The 20,805-nt window shown below is 42.1% G+C and carries 17 protein-coding genes; 10 read left to right on the top strand and 7 right to left on the bottom strand.

The genetic code is table 11. The annotated features are described in order from the left end of the window. Positions 1-355: 355 nt before the first annotated feature. Positions 356-979: a GTP cyclohydrolase II gene (gene ribA, locus H3U82_RS02815; protein ID WP_198209110.1), complete on the bottom strand. Its 624-nt coding sequence runs from the start codon at positions 977-979 to the stop codon at positions 356-358. Positions 980-984: 5 nt separating this feature from the next. Further along, the gene (locus H3U82_RS02810; protein WP_084586341.1) at positions 985-1,689 is read right to left on the bottom strand and encodes a hypothetical protein; all 705 of its coding nucleotides are present in this window, start codon (positions 1,687-1,689) and stop codon (positions 985-987) included. A gap of 307 nt (positions 1,690-1,996) precedes the next feature. Here H3U82_RS02810 and H3U82_RS02805 point away from each other — a divergent pair, with 307 nt between their 5' ends. From H3U82_RS02805 to H3U82_RS02780, 6 genes are all read left to right on the top strand, one after another. Further along, positions 1,997-2,179 carry a hypothetical protein gene (locus tag H3U82_RS02805; RefSeq protein WP_025330897.1) on the top strand — a complete coding sequence of 61 codons (183 nt, stop codon included), beginning with the start codon at positions 1,997-1,999 and terminating at the stop codon, positions 2,177-2,179. Positions 2,180-2,960: 781 nt separating this feature from the next. Further along, complete coding sequence (locus H3U82_RS02800; protein WP_198209108.1) at positions 2,961-4,289, top strand: SLC13 family permease; 1,329 nt, start codon at positions 2,961-2,963, stop codon at positions 4,287-4,289. Between the two features lie 339 nt (positions 4,290-4,628). After that, positions 4,629-5,942, top strand: a complete 1,314-nt coding sequence (locus H3U82_RS02795; RefSeq protein ID WP_198209106.1) for an SLC13 family permease — start codon at positions 4,629-4,631, stop codon at positions 5,940-5,942. 253 nt (positions 5,943-6,195) lie between these two features. Then, positions 6,196-7,434 carry a multifunctional CCA addition/repair protein gene (locus H3U82_RS02790; protein WP_174831815.1) on the top strand — a complete coding sequence of 413 codons (1,239 nt, stop codon included), beginning with the start codon at positions 6,196-6,198 and terminating at the stop codon, positions 7,432-7,434. 2 nt (positions 7,435-7,436) lie between these two features. After that, positions 7,437-10,001 (top strand): [protein-PII] uridylyltransferase, encoded by a 2,565-nt coding sequence (gene glnD, locus H3U82_RS02785; protein ID WP_198209104.1) that lies wholly within the window; start codon positions 7,437-7,439, stop codon positions 9,999-10,001. A gap of 23 nt (positions 10,002-10,024) precedes the next feature. Then, on the top strand, positions 10,025-10,909 hold the full coding sequence (locus H3U82_RS02780) for an NAD(P)H-hydrate dehydratase (protein WP_198209102.1): 885 nt from the start codon (positions 10,025-10,027) through the stop codon (positions 10,907-10,909). Between the two features lie 70 nt (positions 10,910-10,979). On the opposite strand, the gene H3U82_RS02775 is transcribed toward H3U82_RS02780, so the two are convergent. The 3 genes from H3U82_RS02775 to H3U82_RS02765 are packed head-to-tail and all read right to left on the bottom strand — an operon-like array spanning position 10,980 to position 13,391. Beyond that, positions 10,980-11,678 (bottom strand): aspartate/glutamate racemase family protein, encoded by a 699-nt coding sequence (locus H3U82_RS02775; protein ID WP_198209100.1) that lies wholly within the window; start codon positions 11,676-11,678, stop codon positions 10,980-10,982. Between the two features lie 25 nt (positions 11,679-11,703). Then, positions 11,704-12,357 (bottom strand): HAD family hydrolase, encoded by a 654-nt coding sequence (locus tag H3U82_RS02770; protein ID WP_084547524.1) that lies wholly within the window; start codon positions 12,355-12,357, stop codon positions 11,704-11,706. A gap of 44 nt (positions 12,358-12,401) precedes the next feature. Continuing rightward, entirely contained in the window at positions 12,402-13,391 is a 990-nt protein-coding gene (locus tag H3U82_RS02765; RefSeq protein ID WP_084586334.1) for a cation diffusion facilitator family transporter, read from the bottom strand. A 701-nt stretch (positions 13,392-14,092) separates the two neighbouring features. Here H3U82_RS02765 and H3U82_RS02760 point away from each other — a divergent pair. From H3U82_RS02760 to H3U82_RS02750, 3 genes are read left to right on the top strand one after another with little or no spacing between them, the layout of a single operon-like run. Further along, complete coding sequence (locus H3U82_RS02760; RefSeq protein WP_198209098.1) at positions 14,093-15,598, top strand: MBOAT family protein; 1,506 nt, start codon at positions 14,093-14,095, stop codon at positions 15,596-15,598. Further along, positions 15,585-16,796 (top strand): SGNH family hydrolase, encoded by a 1,212-nt coding sequence (locus tag H3U82_RS02755; RefSeq protein WP_084564193.1) that lies wholly within the window; start codon positions 15,585-15,587, stop codon positions 16,794-16,796. Before H3U82_RS02760 ends, H3U82_RS02755 begins: the two co-directional genes overlap by 14 nt. A gap of 37 nt (positions 16,797-16,833) precedes the next feature. Next, positions 16,834-17,949 carry an SGNH/GDSL hydrolase family protein gene (locus H3U82_RS02750; RefSeq protein WP_198209096.1) on the top strand — a complete coding sequence of 372 codons (1,116 nt, stop codon included), beginning with the start codon at positions 16,834-16,836 and terminating at the stop codon, positions 17,947-17,949. 73 nt (positions 17,950-18,022) lie between these two features. Here the strand turns inward: H3U82_RS02750 and nfsA are convergent, their stop codons facing one another. After that, positions 18,023-18,763, bottom strand: a complete 741-nt coding sequence (nfsA, locus tag H3U82_RS02745; RefSeq protein ID WP_096766258.1) for an oxygen-insensitive NADPH nitroreductase — start codon at positions 18,761-18,763, stop codon at positions 18,023-18,025. 20 nt (positions 18,764-18,783) lie between these two features. Continuing rightward, positions 18,784-19,383, bottom strand: a complete 600-nt coding sequence (gene wrbA, locus H3U82_RS02740; protein ID WP_198209093.1) for an NAD(P)H:quinone oxidoreductase — start codon at positions 19,381-19,383, stop codon at positions 18,784-18,786. 126 nt (positions 19,384-19,509) lie between these two features. Between wrbA and H3U82_RS02735 the strand changes: the two genes are divergently transcribed. Next, the gene (locus H3U82_RS02735; RefSeq protein WP_198209091.1) at positions 19,510-20,736 is read left to right on the top strand and encodes a YihY family inner membrane protein; all 1,227 of its coding nucleotides are present in this window, start codon (positions 19,510-19,512) and stop codon (positions 20,734-20,736) included. Positions 20,737-20,805: the final 69 nt, after the last annotated feature.

The following is a 20,805-nucleotide window of genomic DNA, read 5'->3' as shown; positions in this document are numbered from 1 at the left end:
TAAACATAAACATTACACTCATCCCCTGAAATTTTATTTGTATAAAATTTCAGGGGATAATTTCTTATTTATGGGTTGATACTGACGAGTTGATTGTATTTGGTAATATCACCAAATGTGAATCAAAGAGTAATAACAGAATGATATGCTACATTCAAAAATAATTCAGATTGTGATTCACGTAATATTTAAAGCTGTTGAAAACGTTCAGTTGCAATTTTTGGCTTTATTTCATTTTCAGGCACACAGTTGCAGTTTTTAAAGTATCTGTGTTCTGAGATTTTAAATTTAATTCATAATATTTAACTAATTGCAAAAATATTATGGAGAACATTCTCGATGTCATTTAATCAGATTAATCCGCAAAATGTCCGAGTTTTTCCATTTTGGTATGCAGATAATGCCGGTTTTCAGGATTTTGTCCGACATGTAAGGGAACACGATTAGTTACATGAATACCCAGTGCTTTTAGTGTATCGACTTTCTGCGGATTATTGGTCATTAACTGTACAGACTGTATGCCAAGATGATCAAGAATATGTTTGGCCAAAGAAAAATCACGGGCATCGATGGGTAAATTTAAAGCAAGATTTGCTTCTACGGTATCCAGCCCTTCATCCTGAAGTTTGTAAGCCCGGATTTTATTCAGTAAACCTATACCCCGGCCTTCCTGACGTAAATAAATAATTACACCTATTCCTGCCTCTTGTACTGCTTTCATCGCAGCTTCAAGCTGGGGGCCGCAATCACAGCGTTTGGAAAATAAAGCATCACCGGTAAGACATTCAGAATGAATTCGTCCGAGTATATCTTCTCCTGTAGAAATATCACCTACAGTAAGAGCAATGTGTTCCTGCCTGTTGCGTACATCTTCAAATCCGTGCATGGTAAATTCACCCCATTGCGTTGGTAAACGGCAGGAAGCAATAAAGCGTACAGGACTATTATCTTGTATTTGGTTTTGATATATTTTTGACATAATATTTATCCCTTGGTATGTGTTGTGGCAGCGTTATGCAAATTATGCATCAGTGGTGTAATTACCATTGCCAGAGCAATCCAGTCGATAAGTTCCGTATCGGTAATGGCATCTTGCTGCTGATGAGCAGCAAACAATACACCCAATACTTGCCCTTCTTCACCGGTAACAGGAACAGCCAGCTGTGAAGCCCCGCTTTGTTCTCCTGTTAGACTGCTGTCATTAATCCACATTTGTACATTATTTATCTGATTCAACCAGCCAGTAGAAGCTGTACGTGCAAACAGATACTGATTTACCTGCTGCTGATCGCAGTTTAATACAGCGGGAAAATGATACCCGCGTGCCAGTAGACGACATAACTCCCCTGCTTCATTATTTCCTTCATATAAATATAAAGCAAATACATCATTATGATGCCGGCTTGCTATTGAATCGAAAGCCAGATATAGCTGGCGCAAGGTATATGCACTGTTCTCATTGGCTGTAAATAAGTCAGCCGGATGAATCTGGTATAGTGAATCTGGACTTAAATTGAATTTACGAGCCAGACTAAATCCGTTTTCTTCATACCATAGCACAGACATATCGATTTCTGCCTGAGCAAGCTCCAGTACAGATTGCGCAACCAGCATTGCCATCTGGACTTCCTGCTCTGGTAATTTCAAGCCTTGCGTTTGCAAGTAATCACGCACCTGAGCGCATGTCATACACTTCCTTACTTTTTTCTTTGCAAACAGGTATTGTAACCGAAAACGATGTAGATACCGGATAGCAAAAGCTCAGGCATTTTAAAGCAATTTATATTTTTTATTCATTTTATCCGGTATAGGCAGCACCGACATTATTATGGCAGTATTGGCATTAAGTAATTTACTTTTCATTACCTAAATAGAATTTACTGTGTTAATTTAATTCTAACTAATTAAATTATAGTTAAGTACTTGTATTATTTAAAATTTAAAAGAATAATAAAGCTACCGTAGATTCACGGTAATTACTGAAAAGGAGTTGTATATGAGCAATCTTAAACCCGGCGATAACTCCGGAACTAATGGCGGGATTTATCAGGAAGTTGATCAGCATGGTCATGAGCTGGAAAATTTTGCCACGATTAAAGACCATGAAAAAGCACCTCCAACCCAGCATCCGGGTAATACCTGGAAATTAAAAAACAGGACTCCTGACGGTAAACATTAAATATTTTCTGTTATTAAGCTGCCTGATTACATGTATGTATTTTTTCGGATAAACTATATTTACAGTCTGTATTAATGTAATCAGGCAGCTTTCTTTTCTTTAATCCTGATCATGTTACTTGATTATAAAAATCAAACTTATATCAGTTGATATTATTTGCCGCTTTTTTTCAGAAAAAAATCTTACAACAGTCCGAATTGATTGAATACTTTGATATTAATCTGTTTATTTCGTTTTATCAAAGTTCTGTCTGAATCATCAAATCTTCTTTGAATATCAAGCTGTTTTTATTCTCTGATTCAATATTTCCGCTTAAAACGGACAAACTAAAGTGGTTTTGCTCCGAATCCGGATAAACGTTCTGCATAAATATGCAACACCGAAACGGATGTACTTTATTTTATTTTTATGCATAGTTTATGTTTTTTATTAATAAATATTAATATCCGGTTCCAAATACCATCTGAATCAAAATTTAATTTTTAAGTTTGTCTGATAAATTACTTTACTTTACGGCTGTACAGATATTTAATACCTATATTAACTATAAGCATCAATATTGTTTTTATCATTATTATTTTGGCTGAATAAAGCTAATTAATTGATAATAATATTTGTTATGGATAATAGTTATAAAGTTAAAGAAAAAATAATATATTGTTCACACACATCGAAGGTATTAATCCATGAAGAAATACAGTACATGATTAATCTGATCCATTAAAACTTAAACATTTTAAATATTTAATTTATTAAATAAATTATAAATTACGGATTTTTTATGACTTTTCCACAAATACTATCTTTAGTATTGCTGGTACTGATATTGGTATTATCAATCTGGCGGCATGTAAATATTGGCTTACTGGGTTTTTGTGCAGCCGCAGTAATGGTTACAGCAACACAATTCTATGCGGTAACTGGTTCAGCGACAGCACCAGACCCGGCACTGCTACTGACTTCTAAATCAGTATTCGAGCATTTTCCGGGTTCAATTGTTACTTTACTCATTGGTGTATCGCTGCTTTTTGGGCATTTCGAATGCAGCGGAAGTCTGAGCTGGCTAACGAATAAAGTATATAAGGCAATTGGTGAACATACTTTACTGACTCCGTGGGTTGGCTACATGATTGGTTTGTTTATTTCTACTGCCGGCGCTTTTTCTACTGCGACAATTACATTACTGGTACCGGTTATTGCGGCTTTAGGCAGACGTATGCCAAAAATTTTCTTCATCAGTGAAGTCGCTGCAATTGTGGGTGCCAATACCGGTGCTCTATCTCCGATTAATCCGGTAGGTACGGTTATTCGTGACTCTGCAAATCATGCCCAGGTCAATTTTAACGGATGGCTGTTATGGTTACTGGGCACAATAGTTAGTGTCAGTACTGTATTGGTATTACAAATAATTTTTAGTCCTAGTCGCATGCAGGACAGTACGAATGGAAAAAAACCGGCTCGTGGTCTGGCTTTACTGAAACCAGTTGCTATTGATAATAATGATAAAGGACAACTGAATCCTGCCTATGCAATTTGCTCAACATTATCTGTATTGCTCTTTATCACTCTGGTGGTATTTGCAGGTACTGACGTGGGATTAACAGCAATTTCTCTGGCTGTATTATTGATGTTACTGTTTCCGAAATATAGTAAAAATTTAGCCAGAAATATCCCCTGGAATGCTGTGGTAGTAATCAGTGGTTTACTGGTGTTTATTGGTACGATGATGTCGGTACATACCATGGATGCATTAGAAAACCGTTTACTCGGTATGACTACCAATCAGATAATTTTATTATTCATTATTACGTATTTAACTACCAGTCTGAGTAATGTTGAATCTTCTACTATTGGTGTGATCAGTCTGATGACACCTATGATTTTTACGATATTCGGCGGTTCAGCGCATATGTCGCTGATTCTGGCTGCCTGTGTAGCACCGGCTTTACTCAGTGTGATTAATCCGATTCATATTGCCGGTACGCTGGTGGTAAGTTATACCGATGAAAAGCAGCAGGATGCAATGTTCAGGCGCCTGCTAACCATTGCTTTTTTCATTGTTCCGATTATTCCGGGATTAACAATGATTTTGCCGGCAGTGATGCTTTAGCTTTAAGTTAAATGCTGCCGTTTGGCTTCTGTTAAGGCCGGTTACAGGATTCTCATGGCTGTACTGTATATAGATATCTGAATTCAGACTATACAGATTTATTCTCTTTGATTTAACATTAAAAAAGATATCTTGTACTTTACTTTACATAAAAAGTGATTTTTTATATTATTTTATAAAGAATATATATTTTTTAAATCTAATTATATGACAATTTAATGATATCCGTATATTAGCTGCAGGCTGAAGAGTTCTCTGAATCCGAAATAAATATAAATGTTATTTATTGTGCGATTTTCAGCATATTCATTCTGAAACAATAACCATTCAGGACACTTTATGAACTTACCACAAATTTTATCGCTTATATTACTGGTTGTGATTTTGGTTCTGGCAGTCTGGCGACATGTCAATATTGGTCTTTTAGGTTTTAGTGCTGCGGCGATAATGGTTATGGCGACAACTGCAATTGCTGATGGTTCTGATACATATACAGTCTTAAGCAGCAAGGATGTACTCAGCCATTTTCCCGGAGCCATTGTAACGCTGTTAATCGGTGTGTCCTTACTTTTTGCTCATCTGGAAAAAAGCGGTGGCTTAAGCTGGTTTACAGATCAGATTTACGCAAAAATGGGGCATCGCACTAATATTGTTCCTTGGATTGGCTATTTTATCGGATTTGCGATTTCGACAGCCGGTGCCTTTTCTACGGCATCGATAACGTTGCTGGTTCCGGTTATTGCTGCTTTAGGCAGAAAACACCCCAGATTATTTTTTATCTGTGAAATGGCAGCAATTATTGGTGCCAATACCGGTGCACTTTCACCTATTAATCCTACTGGTCAGGTTATTCTGGATGCAGCAAAAAAAGCACATGTTGAGTATAGTCCGTGGCTGGTCTGGTTTCTGGGAATGTTAATCAGTTTTGTGCTGGTTATTGCCCTGCAAATTGTATTTCAGGATAAAAGAGTAGTCGAAACAAGTGATTCTAAAGCGCCTGAAAAAGGCTTTGTACTGCTGAAACCAATTAAACAGGAAAATGGTGATAACCATCAGTTACAGCCATTTTATGCAATCTGTTCTACTATTGCGGTATTGATTTTTCTGATATTAGTGATATTTGCTAAAGCCAATGTCGGTCTGACTGCTCTGACGCTGGCAGTAATTATGATGCTGTTTTTTACGCAGCAAAGTAAAGATTTTGTGAAAAAAATCCCATGGAATGCTGTAGTGGTTATTAGTGGTCTGCTGGTTTTCATCGGCACCATGATGCAAGTAGATACAATGAAAGCGGTAGAGCAAGGTCTGCTCAGTATGACCAGCAGTAAAATTGCTTTATTATTTATGCTCGCTTACCTGACTACGTTCCTGAGTAATGTGGAATCCTCTACTTTGGGTGTTATCAGCCTGATGATTCCGATGGTATTTACGATTTTTGGCGATTCTCCGCAAATTTCTTTGATTCTGACTGCCTGTGCAGCACCAGCTATGCTCAGTGTCGTTAACCCGATTCATATTGCCGGTACTCTGGTGGTAAGTGTAACCGAAGAAAAACAACAGGAAATGATGTTTAAACGTTTACTGATTATTGCCTTCGCTACAGTACCGTTTTTTCCCGGACTAGCTATGATTGTTCCGGCTCTGATGATGTAATATTAATATTATTTAAAGACGCTCTGCTTTAAAGCAGAGCGTTTTATATTTCCGTACAGCAGATATTTATCTGCCTGTTAAATATTCTTTAAGATGATTTGGATTCAGCCTGCTCTTTTCCAAAGGCTGTTTTGCTTATTAATGCTGGCTGACGGAACTGCCAGCTGCATGTTTGCAAAAAACCAGTTAACAAGCTGATTGGACTACGGCACAATAATCATCTGTTTTCTGTTAATACTTTTTTATATTTTATATGCAAATTTATTTGGTTGGTGGTGCAGTAAGAGATAAGTATCTGCAGCGGCCGGTGGTCGACCGCGACTGGGTAGTGGTTGGCGCAGATGCAAAAAAAATGCTGGAAGCCGGGTATCAGCCCGTAGGCAAGGATTTTCCGGTATTTCTGCATCCGCAAACTCATGAAGAATATGCGCTCGCGCGTACCGAACGTAAAGTATCTGCCGGTTACAATGGCTTTACTTTTCATGCAGCGGCAGATGTAACGCTGGAGCAGGATTTACAACGACGCGATTTAACCATTAATGCTATGGCCGAAGATGCATCGGGTAATCTGATTGATCCGTATAACGGGCTGGCTGATTTACGCTGCGGTATATTACGTCATGTCAGCCCTGCGTTTGCAGAAGACCCGGTACGTATCTTGCGCATTGCCCGATTTGCAGCGCGTTATGGATTTAAAGTAGCCGATGAAACTATGGCACTGATGTGCCGGATGGTAAATAATGGTGAAGTAAATGCTCTGGTTGCCGAACGGGTATGGCAGGAACTGGCTAAAGGGCTGATGGAAAAGAATCCGCGGCTGATGATAGACGTTTTACGTGCCTGCGGTGCGCTGAAAGTAATTTTACCAGAGGTTGATGCGTTATTCGGCGTACCGCAACGCGCTGATTTTCACCCTGAAATAGATACCGGTGAGCATACTTTACTGTGTCTGCAGTATGCTGCTGAAAATGATTATTCACTGGAAGAACGTTATGCTGCTCTCACTCATGATCTGGGCAAAGCACTGACTCCGGCAGATAAATTACCACGCCACCCCGGACATGATTATGCCGGAATAAAACCCGTAGAAGCGGTAAACCGGCGCTGGCAGGTACCCAAAGCCTGTGCGCAACTGGCATTACTGGTATGTGAATATCATATCAGGTTACATAGTGTCAGCCAGCTTAAACCCAAAACGACACTGGATATTCTGAAAAAAACCGATGCATTGCGCCGTCCGGATCGATTCAGGCAAATTTTGCGTGTATGCCTTGCTGATATACGCGGACGCCTCAGATTTGAACATCAGCCATATCCTCAGCAACAGCACTGGCTAAATTTACAGTCTGCGGCAATGGCAATTGATGCAGCATCAATTGCCCGGACAGTGGCTGAACCGCAGCAGATAGCTCAGGCAATCGATCAGGCAAGGCTGAATCAGATTCGCCCGATACAAAATGCATATTGTCAATCTCAACCACACGGCTATTAATTATGTCATCTTCAGCACTTATTACTCAGTTGTCGGACAAGCTACACAAGCACAAACAACAAGCGGCAGAAATATACCAGCAACGCAGGCATCCGTTTGTCTATTTTCGCCAGCATACCGGAGTAATTGCTGATGTGCTGTCTACACTGTGGCAGGAATTGTTTGCCGAAGAAGAAATGTGTCTGCTGGCAATAGGTGGATTCGGACGCGGCGAAATGTATCCGTATTCGGATATGGATATTGCTATTGTCAGCAGAAATCCGATTGATGACGATATTCAGCAGAAAATTGGTGCTTTTGTTCAAATATTATGGGATATCCATTTACAGCCCGCCCCTAAGGTGGGAACAATTAATGAGTTATGTGAAAGTGCCCGGGTTGATTTAACGGGTGATTCAGCCTTACTGGAAAGCCGGTATTTATGCGGCCGGCAGGATCTGGCTGCTGAATTGATTCATCAGCTTGATTTACAGCGGGATGTGGCTGCTTTTATCGAAGGTAAAATACTGGAACAACGGCAACGATATACCAAAGCGGCCGGTGAAGCCAGTCTGCTGGAAGCCAATGTAAAAACCACTCAGGGCGGTTTACGCGATATTCATACTTTATTGTGGCTGGCAAAAGTTCAGGGATTACCCCCTCAGATTCATCAGCTGATGAAAAATGCTATTCTGAACCGAACTGAAGCCAGGCTGTTACTGAGCTGCCAGAAACAGCTGGCCAGAATCCGTATTGAGCTGCATCTGACTGCCAAACGTGCTGAAGACAGATTAATTTTTGATTTACAAACTCAGGTAGCACAGAATCTTGGTTATCGCGATGATGCAAATTCCCGTGCCAGTGAAAAACTAATGCATGATTTTTATCGTGCACTAAAAGGCGTGAAACAACTCAGTGGTATTCTGGTACCTATGCTGCGCGACCGTGTTTACGCTTCTCTGCCGCGTGTAGTGGTTAATCTGGATCAGCATTATTATCAGGTAGGTAATATGCTGGCGGTGCATAATCTTGAACTTTTCTCGCAACAGCCTGAGCATATATTTACCATTTTACGTGTTGCTCAGGAACACAATGACATAATTGGTCTGGCGCCCAAAACCCTGCGTGTATGGTGGGCGGCTGCACATCAGCTGGTGAATGAAGAGTTTTATCAGAATCCGGCAAATCGCGAATGCTTTGCCGGATTCTTCAAACACGGGGAGGGTCTGACTCATTTATTGCGCTTTATTAATCTGTATGGTGTGCTCGGCCGGTATTTGCCGGCATGGGGAAAAATAGTCGGTCTGCTGCAACATGATTTGTTTCATATTTATCCGGTAGATGACCATATTTTAATGGTAGTACGCAATATGCGGCGTCTGGCCATGGAACAGCACAGCCATGAACTGCCTTTTGCCGCAACATTAATGCATACTTTTGCACGCAAACATATTTTGTATATGGCTGCACTGTTTCATGATATTGCCAAAGGCCGTGGTGGTGACCATGCACAAAAAGGCGTAGCCGATGCCCGCTCCTTTGCCGAAGATCATTTTCTGGATAGTGAAGAAAGCGATTTACTGGCGTGGCTGGTAGAACAGCATCTGCTGATGTCTATGACAGCGCAGAAAGAAGATATTCAGGACCCTGAAGTGATTACCCGATTCAGCAAACAGGTTAAAACTGTTGAACGGCTCACTGCTTTATATCTGCTGACCGTAGCAGATATCCGGGGCACCAATCCGAAAATCTGGAATTCATGGAAAGCCAGTTTGCTGGAAAATTTATATAAAGCCACGCTGCATCAGCTCAATGGTAAACAAAGCAACCGGCACACGACTATTCTTGACCGCCGGCAGCAGGCAATGCATGAGTTAAATCAATATCACATCAGCGAATCACAGCAGCGCCAATTGTGGCATATTCTCGGTCAGGCTTATTTTGCCCGCCATGAGTGGCAGGATATTTTATGGCATTTATCAAAAATTATTAATTACGAACAGCAGGCTCAGGCACACAGCCAGATGCTGCCGGATAATGATACCCTGAAGGTGATGGTTTATATGCCTAACCGCCCGAAACTCTTCACTGAGCTGGCTTCGGTTTTCAGTGAAGCAGGGATGAACATTCTGACTGCCCGCGCCTATATCACCGAACACAACTTTATTCTGGATACTTTTATTCTGCAATTTCCGCCGAATCTCAACCCGAATGATTATCTGACCATCCAGAATAAAACCGAGCTGGCGCTTAATCAGTTTGTAAATGGTAATTTGCCGATGTCTGCGAGTAATCCGGCCAGTCTGAGCCGACGTAGCCGTCATATTCCGATTGCACCGCGAATCAGTATTGATGAAGAAGATAATCCCGGCTGGTACAGCCTGCACATTATTACAGCAAACCGGCGTTTTTTACTTGCCAACATTGCTGCTGTTTTATCCGATTTAAATATCAGTATTCGCTTTGCCAAAATCACTACTCTGGATGAACGGGTAGAAGACAGTTTTCTGGTATATGCACCTCAACTGGCCGACACTCAACAACAATTGCAGCTTAAAAATGCCCTTCTTGATCAATTACTGCGCTAAGCAGTGATAACAGGAAACAAGTAATGAACAGTTTTCAGATTGATAAAAATATTCTCAGCCAGTGGCAACGGCAGGCAAACAGACAGTTTCCTGCATTATGTCAGCAGCGTCCATCTCAGAGCCATAAGGGTACGTTTGGCACGCTGGGTATTCTGGGCGGTTCAGAAGGCATGGCCGGTTCGATTATTCTGGCCGGAATAGCTGCACTTCATTGTGGCTGCGGTAAAGTTTGGCTTGGTTTTCAGCAACCGGCATTACCAATGCCAATACTAAGCCAGCAGCCAGAAATTATGTTAAATACCGCTGGGCGGCTTTTACACCGTTCCGATATTACCGCATGGGTGATTGGCTGTGGTCTGAGTACTTCAACTACAGCACTGACAACACTGACTGAATGTCTGCAACAGAAGCATATGATGGTAGTCGATGCCGATGCACTGAATTTACTTGCTCAGCAACCTAATTTGCTGACTGGCAGGCAAAAGAATCAAAATGTTGTTTTAACGCCGCATCCGGGAGAAGCTGCACGCTTACTGCAATGCAGTATTAGTGAAATTCAGAATAACCGTTATCAGGCCGCGAGCCAGCTGGCGCAAAAATATTCAGCATGGATAGTTTTAAAAGGCCATCAGAGTCTGATTGTTTCACCTCATGGCCAGATACAGCAAAATGAAACCGGCAATCCGGGACTGGCAACAGCAGGTAGCGGTGATGTCTTAGCCGGCATCATCGGCAGTTTGCTGGCTCAGCAAATCCCACCGGAGCAGGCAGTATCAGCCGGAGTATGGTTACATGGTGCTGCGGCAGATATTCTTGCTGCCAATGATACCGGTCCTATAGGTTTATGCGCCGGTGAAATAGCTACAGCTGCACGCTGGCTGCGCAACCGTTTAACTGAATCTATCTGAAAAACAAAACAGATGGTTAGATAGCCATCTGTTTTATCCGTTTATCCGCTTTTATATTTCGGAAACTGCATTATTTATCTGTTAAAGCCCAGTCTACTGCTGCAGTAGCATGAATTGCCGTAGTATCAAATACCGGTACCGGACTGTCATCCTGCGAAACCAGTAACATAATTTCGGTACAGCCAAGAATGATGGCTTGAGCGCCCTTATCAGCCAGACGCCGGATAATCTGCCGGTACTGCTGGCGTGATTCTTCACATATGATACCTGATACCAGCTCTTCATAAATAATTTTATGTACTGTCTGACAATCTTTATCGTCAGGAATCAATACCTCTAAACCGAATTTTTCTGTAAGCTGGCCTTTATAAAAATCCTGCTTCATGGTGAATTCGGTACCCAGTAAACCAACTTTTTGCAGTTTCTGGCTACAAATTTGCTTAGCCGTTGCATCAGCGATATGTAGCAAAGGTATTGTTATACTATTCTGTACCTGTTCAGCCATACGATGCATGGTATTGGTACAAATTACAATACACTGTGCTCCGCCCTGCTCCAGCTGACGTGCTGCTGTACACATATTTTCAGCCAGTTCATCCCATCGTCCCTGATGCTGCAAAGCTTCGATTTCAGCAAAATCAACAGATAACATGATGCTGCGGGCTGAATGCGTACCACCAAGACGCTCACGTACTTGTTCATTAATCATGCGGTAATATTCAGCAGAACTTTCCCAGCTCATGCCACCGAGCAACCCAATGGTTTTCATGTTTTCCCCTTGTTCGTTTAAAAAATTATTTACTTAATAGTTGAAGAATTTCTTTTGGCTGCTCAACAATATAATCGGCTGGCCATTGCGATATGTTGTCTTCTGCACCGATATATCCCCAGTTCGCCAGCACTGTAATCATGCCGGCATTACGTCCTGCCTGCATATCACGCTCTGCATCACCGATATACAGGCAATTTTCGGGAGCTACGCCAATGTGACGGCAGGCATAGAACATGGGTTCGGTACTGGGTTTCGGCGCACTGGTGGTATCTCCGCTTACGATTACAGCCGGTTCAATACTGCATCCGAGTTTTGGTACCAGACGGTCAGTAAAAACATGCGGCTTATTGGTAATAATCCCCCAGACTATATTCTGTTCAGCCAGTTTTTCTAATAACTCATTGATGCCGCCAAATAAAACAGTCTGATCAGTAAAATGCAGTTCATACTCAGCCATAAAATCCTGCCTCAAAGCTGCAAACGCAGGATTATCAGGCTGCATACCTGTACCGAGTTTAATCAGTCCTGCTGCACCATGGCTGGCAACCGGACGAATCTCTGCCATAGTTTTAGGCGGTAAATTCTGCTTTTGCAGCACATTATTAAGGGCTATCCCTAAGTCTGGCGCCGTATCGGCCAAGGTACCGTCCAGATCAAATAACACAGCTTTAATCATGATTTTCTACCTGAAATATGGTCTGATAATCTGATTATATTGTATTAATGAACATGCTGACCGGCAACAGAAGGGATACAGCATAAAAGATTATTGCTGTGTTTATGGGCTGCGCTTTCTGTCTGTACTGTAACATGATGTATATCATGTCTGAGCAATACTTCTGCCAGCTCATTAACCAGTTTCTCTGCTTCCGTTATCGTTAATGTACCATCAACAACAATATGGCAGGACAAAGCATTCATATTGCTGGTAATGGTCCATGCATGTAAATCATGTACAGCTTTAATTCCCGGCATATCCTGAATCACTCTGCCCAGCTGCTCCAGCTCAATTGCATCCGGAGTGCCTTCCATCAGAATACGCAAAGTGGTTTTCAGGATTCCGATTCCACTGTAAGCAATCAGGCAGGCTACCACTATACTTGCTACCGGGTCAGCCCAGCGCCAGCCAAACAGCATCATCAGTACGGCTGCAGCAATAGCACCCACCGAACCGAGTAAATCACCCAATACGTGTAAAAACGCCCCGCGCATGTTTACATTATGTTCTGTCTCACTACTGCTGTGCATATACCAGGCAATAATAATATTTACCAGTAAACCAATCGTACTGATAACCAGCATGCCCCGAGTAGCAATATCCGGCGGATTAACAAAACGACCTATGGCTTCATAAACAATCATGACTGCAATTACCATTAGCGCCAGACCATTTACTGCCGCCGCAATAATTTCAAAGCGTTTATAACCAAAGGTCTGCCGACCGTTTACCGGTCGCTCACTCAGGTGAAATGCGATTAACGACAGTGCCAGTGCCAGTGCATCCGAAAACATATGACCAGCATCCGACAGCAGTGCCAGACTATTGGTTAACCAGCCGCCAATAATCTCTACCACCATATATGCACCGATAATCAGCAGTGAAATACTTAAAACTTTTTTATCTGCACTATGTGCACCAAGGTGATGATGGTGATGATGAGTTTCATCATGTTTATGCTCATGTGTATGGTTATGGTCGTGGTCGTGCATAGTATTCCTTTAAATATTGTCTGATACCATTTAATACGTTAAACCCTGACATATGGTAAAAGTCAAATGTGAATATCAGCAGATTTCAGCTCAGATCATTCTGGAATCCATAGTTAATATTTATATACATACCGGCAATAAATTTTTTACATAAGTTGATAATAGCAGAAAACACAGAAATTTTGCCGGTGTTTACTCTGGCTTCGTGCGGAGAAATATTGATATCAGCAAAAGCAGTAAATATTTTTAATATGTTTATTATTTAAATAATAAATTTTTATTTATTAATTTCCTTACATTGTTTCACATATCAAGGTAAAATACTTGTATGTACAAGTCATGTTCAGTGAGCTACTGAATCATTAATAGACTTGAGAATTGACAGCCAATTCAGATTAAGCGAAAAGAATACATATTCCGGTTTGCAGTGTTTATATTTTATGAATATGTATTTTTCATTCACACTGAGAATACTTGTTTATTCTGGTAATGTGAGATTTTTTGTAAGCTTATTCATAATACCGGATCATTGATTGATTATATGCTTTTACAAAACAAATATTGTATGCATATATTAGCTGCCGGAAATAATCCGGATTTAAGCATAAACATGAATTAACTGATTCTCAACTGTTGCTTTTCTTATTATTTATGTTTGGCATGGTTTAACAATCACTACTTTCTGACTGTTTATCTGTTTCATGTTTAGTTTTATATCTATTGAATTCGGCCTTTCATTTATTGTCTTTTTCTGTCTTTACTGGCTGTTGGGCAGCAAACCGAAACTGCAAAATCTGCTTTTACTGTGCACCAGTTATCTGATTGTTTATTTGTGCGGAAAAATACAGGCACTAATTGCATTACTGCTATTTACGGTATTTATTTATGCCACATCTGTACGAATAGTTCATGCCGCTAAACCCAGAATATGGCTGATAACTGCAATCATATGCACTATTCTGAATCTGGCATTATGGAAATATTTTGATTTTTTCCGCACGTCTGTCAGCTATGGCCTGGATAGTTTGAAACTGAGTTCCGACTGGCTGTCGGGTATCATATTACCGCTGGGACTGTCCTACTACTCATTTCAGGCCATCAGCTATCTGGTTTCGCTTTATCAGGAGCGATGCCACAATCAGCCTGCCGGTAAAGTTTTTACATTACCGGGTCTGGCCCTGCATCTGGCTTTTTTCCCTACTATTACTGCAGGCCCGATTGCACGCGCCTACGATGCACGCGGGTTAACGGATATATATAAACAGCCCTGCGGCATGGCAACACAAATCTATACTCCGCAACGCCGCAGAATTCTGGCACCTACTCTGGCATTGTGTCTGATTGTAATGGCTTTAATGAAAAACTGGTGGCTGTCCGGCTGGATTGCCGACAACTGGGTAGATCCGGTATTTGCCAATCCCATGCAATATCATAGTCTGGAAATACTGGCTGCCATATATGGCTATACTGTTCAGCTGTTTTTTAATTTTTCCGGTTACAGTGACCTGATGATTGCGATGGGGCTGCTACTGGGATTTCGCCTTCCGGTAAATTTCCGCACACCATTACTGGCACACAATATCCGCGAATTCTGGCTGCGCTGGCACATCAGCTTATCAACCTGGATACGGGATTATATTTATATTCCATTGGGCGGCGGCCGACATGGAATGGCTCGCACTCAGCTTAACCTGCTGATAGCGATGGCATTATCCGGAATCTGGCACGGGACAGGCTGGCATTTTTTAATCTGGGGCTTATTGCATGCAGCCGGGATGATCTTGCTTAATCTGGGCGACTGGCTGTACAGTCGTCTGCGTCATTGTGAATTGAATAAAGCTCGCGACGCTTTGAGTAAAAGTAGCCGGCCAGCTAAAATTGTCAGCATAGTTGTGACTATACATTTTGTATGTTTTTGTTTTATTTTTTTCCGCGCACCTACACTTAACGATGCTATGCTTTTGTTACACGCATTGCTTTACAACAATATTAATGTACCTCTGAGTACCAATCCGTTTTATTTTTTTAGTTTGTTATTGCTGGCATGGACACTGTATCCATTTCTGGCAAAATTTACCAATATGTTATACAAGCGCGCGGATTCTTTGCCACGATACCGTCTGATTCTTCCTTTATTACTGTTAGTGGTTCTGGTATTAATCTGTGCGCCGGCTGGTATTCCGGGATTTATCTATGCCAATTTCTAAATATCGCCGCGTGCCTTCTTACCGCAAAAAGGGAAGTAAAAAAAAGTTTTCCCAGTTCAGGGAAATAACAGATGTTAGTGTAAAAACCATCACGACCGTACCTATTGTCGTTGCAAGTGAAGAAACAGAAACCAGAGAGCGCCCAAAGAAAAGTAATAAACAACAATTTCGTTTTGTTTTACTATTCTTTCTCATCACTGCAACTATTTCACTTTGGCTGATGCAAAATTCTGTCATCGCCTATTATCAGCAAACTTACCACAGCAATAGTATTTTAACGAACCTGAAACAGCAGACATGGTGGCAAACAGGCAGCCATGCCGGCGAAACACTTAATAACGGTGTCAGCCAGCTTAATCAGTATATCAAGTCTGCTAACCTCAGCATCATCACTGCTTTTAATGATAATTATGCCTATACGGACAGCTATAAAGCCAAATTGCAGCAACAACTAAAACTTGCACAGGAACAGCATCGGTTAGCCCAGAAAAAAGCAGCAAAAGAAAATGATATGAAAGCAGCCTTTACGCTTACAGCTGCTGATGAAGTGTTTTTTGCCGGTGATTCATTAATGCAGGGAGTGGCACCGCATGTGCAAAAATGGCTCAGTGATGTTTATGGTATTAAAACCATTAACCTGAGCAAACAGAGTACCGGATTAACCTATCCGAGCTTTTTTAACTGGCCGCAAACTATTGCAAATACGCTGGATAATAATCCGCATATCAAAATACTGGTTATGTTTCTTGGTCCTAATGATCCATGGGATATTCCTGATCCGCATAACGGCAGCAGATTTGTCAGCTTCGCATCTCCTCAATGGGAAAGTATTTACCGCAACCACATCAAAACGATTATGGATAGTGCCCGACAGCATCAGGTCACCGTTTTGTGGCTGACTCCGCCAAGTATGAGAAAACAGAAATTGAATGAGCAAATGATTTATCTGCGTCAGATTACAGCCGATGAAGTAAGCAAAAATCATGGATATGTCGTAGATACCCGCGCAATGCTGGGTAGTAATGGTGATCAATTTTATGATACGGTAACGCAAACCGATGGAAAAAAAATTAAAACCCGCAGTTCAGACGGGATTCATTTTACTGTGACCGGGCAAAAAATTATTGCCCAAAATATTTTTAACCGCTTTAACCTGCCAGCACAAACTATGGATAACGATTCAACAAATGTACAGTAAAAAACATTTTGTCATTTTAAGTTGCTGCCTGTCGATCATGGCCTGTTCAGCAGATCCGGTTCCGGCAAAATCTGGCCGCAAACAGGTATCAGCATCTTCGCAGAATAATCATGCTGCTCAGATAGCCCAGGCATTACAGAAAAAAAGCATCAATATAGTACAAATCGGTGATTCACATACAGCAGCGGATTACCTTACTGATGCTGCCCGTATGTATTTACAGCAGCAATTAGGCAATGGCGGTCCCGGCTGGGCTATGCCGACTCAGTTTCCGGGTTTACGTCTGGCGCGTTTTACCTATCAGAATCAGGGTTGGCAGGCTATCTCCAGCCGTACCGATACCAGCCAGAATTATGCACTTGGCGGTTTGGTAGCTGTTCCTTCTGTGGGGGCTGTAATGACCATCAAAACACGTGGAGAGCCCGAAGCCGAACAAACGGTTACCGTCACTATCCGTCAGGGACCGAATGATGAAGATTTAACGATTACCGACAGTAATGGTAAACAGATTGAACTTGGCGCACAACCCAAAGACAATCAATGGCATTTCAGTCAGTTTAATGCACGTTTTCCGATTACCGTTACCGCCGGTATGAATTTTCAGACAGCCATAGGCGGCTGGTGGGTACGTAATCAAAACCGTCAGGGTGTGGTATTTTCTGCTCTGGGAATTAATGGAGCCCAGCTTACTCAGTGGCAACGCTGGAATACTCAGGCATGGCAGCAGGAGTTGAATGTTATTGCTCCTGACCTGATTATTCTTGCCTACGGTACCAACGAAGCCTATAACGGAGTTGAGATTGAAACCATTAGACAAAATCTGATTGAAACTATTAACCGCATTCGTGCGGCCTCACCCAACAGCGCCATTATGATTCTTGGTGCACCGGAAAGCCTGAAAAGTACAGCCGGCTCATGCGGCGTACGACCGGAAAAACTCACTGAATTACAGGAAATGCAAAAAGAAGTGGCACAAAGCCAGCAGGTATTTTTCTGGGACTGGCAGGCTGTAATGGGTGGTGAATGCAGTATGAAACCATGGATTAATCAGGGACTGGCCCGCAATGATGGTGTTCACTTTACCTCAAAAGGTTATCAGCGACTTGGTCAGGCACTGGGTGAAAGTATTTTATCCATGCGTCAGCAGCGGTAATTCTACATTTAAATAAAAAACCGGTTCTGCGGGTAATTATCCTGCAAAACCGGTTATTTTTTATTCAGTCTGTTTAACGTTTCGCCAGCCCCTGCTGATGCAAAAATGGCAGAATCTGCGGACGTAAAGGCTGAGAAAAATTGTTAGTCACAGCCTTACTCCAGTTCAGATCCAGACCACTGCGCTCTTTATAATAAGCAGTGAGCTGTTCATCATAAGCAGCCAGTTTGGCTGCATCAAGTGCCTTATAGCGGTTTTCACTCACCAGTGTTTCCAGAGGGAGACGGGGACGATACATCGGATCCTGAGCCGGATGCCCGATACACATGCCGAACAGCGGAAAAGTTAATGGCGGCAACGCCAGTATTTCTGCCGCACGGGCGACATCATTACGCAGAGAACCAATATACACACCGCCCAAGCCCATTGATTCAGCTGCCAGAAGACAGTTTTGTGCCATGATACCGGCATCCACAGCACCGAGAATTAATCCTTCAGTCCAGTCCAGCTGGGCTTCAGGAAAAGCCTGCCTGTGTTTTGTGTAATCAATACAAAATACCCAGAATTCTGCAGCAGTACGTACGTATTTCTGATTGGCTGCAACTTCACATAAAGCCGCACGTTTTTCTGCATCTGTGACGCGAATAATCTGGGTACTCTGCATAAAACTGGATGAAGAAGCAGCACGACCGGCCTCCCAGATCGCTTCACGCTGCTCATCCGTTAAAGCTTCTTCAGTAAATTTACGGATGGAGCGATGACGGTAAATAGTCGGTAAAGTAGCTTCACTCTTTAGATTGGTGTGGTAACTCATGATTATTCCTGATATTAATTTTAGCGTTTCAGACGCAGCGCCAGTTCAGCCAGCCGCTTACCCTGCGCAAACGCCAGTGCCTCTTCTTCAGCACTCAATTGGGTATTATTATTATGACCAGCCACATGGCTGGCACCGTAAGGTGTTCCGCCACTATGGGTACCATTAAGCTGTGGTTCACTGAACGGAATACCGCACAACAGCATCCCGTGATGCAAAAGCGGAGTCATCATACTTAAAAGCGTACTTTCCTGACCACCATGCAAACTGGTGGTACTGGTAAATACACAGGCTGGTTTGCCAATCAGACTTCCCGCCAGCCACAGGCTGCTGGTACTGTCGAGAAAATATTTAACCGGTGCAGCACAATTTCCAAACCTCGTCGGACTGCCCAGAGCAAGCGCTGCACAGTTCTGAACTTCATCCAGAGTAACATAAGGCGCTCCTTCATCCGGAATCTCCGCTGCTGTTGCTTCACATACAGCCGATACTTTCGGTATAGTGCGTAACAAAGCTTCACACCCTTCCACACTGTCTGCACCTCGAGCCAGTGCCAGTGCCAGATTACGGGTACTGCCTGACAGGCTGTAATACACCACCAGAATAGGTAAATCGGCCATATACTGCTCCTTGAAGATTGTCTGAAGGCTATTATTGTGCCGTAAGTGTCATAAATTGACCAGCCTGCACGGAAAGTCTGCGCCGTCTGCTCTTTTTGATTACAATCAGCCATGTGAGGAGTCGCCATGAATATACAATTATTTAAAAGCAAATATTTACAGCAGCGCCTGCCACAGTTTTTATTGTTTGTTGCGCATAACTATCAGCGCTGCAAGCTGCCGCTTATTGCCGCCAGCCTGACATTTACTACGCTGCTGGCACTGGTACCTTTTTTTACTATTACTGTTATTGTCATTAATGCGTTTCCCATGTTTGCAGATATGGCCACACGCTTTAATCAGTTTCTGACTCATATTATTGTACCGGCAGCCGGTGCCGATTCTGTCAGTGACTATCTGTATGACTTCCGGGATAAAGCCAGCGGATTAACTGCTGTCGGTATCAGTTTTATGATTATTACTTCACTGATGTTGATTCAAACAATCGAGCATGCATTTAATCAAATCTGGCAGGCACGCGATCAGCGACCACTATGGATTCGTATTCTGATTTACTGGGCACTGCTAACCCTGGGACCGGTCGTGCTGGGAATGAGCCTGTCTTTTATTAATTTATTATCTAATCCGGCCAATATGGCCAATCAGATACCGTTTTACAGCACACTTTTTAAAATTATCACCAATCTGGCGCTATTCACCATTTTGTTGTTTTTATTATATAAACTGGTACCATTTTGTTTTGTTCGATGGCAACATGCACTGCTGGGTGCTTTCATCACAGCAGTAGGGCTGGATTTATTGCGGCGCGGCTTTGCTATTTTTGTTACCTATTTTGGCAATTATCAGAAAGTATATGGTGCATTTGCAGCAATACCGGTATTTTTAATCTGGCTGAATTTATTATGGTTGCTGTTACTTGCCGGTGCTGTACTTACCTCTTCTTTGCCCTACTGGCATCAGGACAGATTTCGCCATCTGCGTCAGTATCAGCCATTTGAAAATGCACTTGATCTGTTGTATCAACTGGTAACAGCTCAGCAACAAGGACAGGCTGTCAAATCCTGTCTGTTGCAGCAAAAGCTCGGAATCAGTGATAAACATTTAGACCAGATACTTTCTAAACTCGAAAAGCAGCATTATATTGCTTACTGTAGTGACGGCTGGGTATTGCAAAAAGATCCGGATAAAATCATGCTGTCAGATTTGTATCAACTATTTATTTATCAGCCTAATCACAATTCAGCCGTAGCTACTTCCGTAAACACCCTGCTACAGCCATGTTTAAAGCAACTGAATATCAGTCTGTCCCGATGGGCAAGACAACTACAACAGCAAACACAAAATCAATCATAAAAATTATTCTGACACTGGTAATTTCAGATAAATAGTTTTACATTTACCTGTTTTAGGATGGATTGCCCG

The sequence above is a fragment of the Snodgrassella sp. W8132 genome, assembly GCF_016100865.1.
Lineage (GTDB): Bacteria > Pseudomonadota > Gammaproteobacteria > Burkholderiales > Neisseriaceae > Snodgrassella > Snodgrassella alvi.
This window is presented reverse-complemented; position numbering and strand designations above follow the sequence as displayed.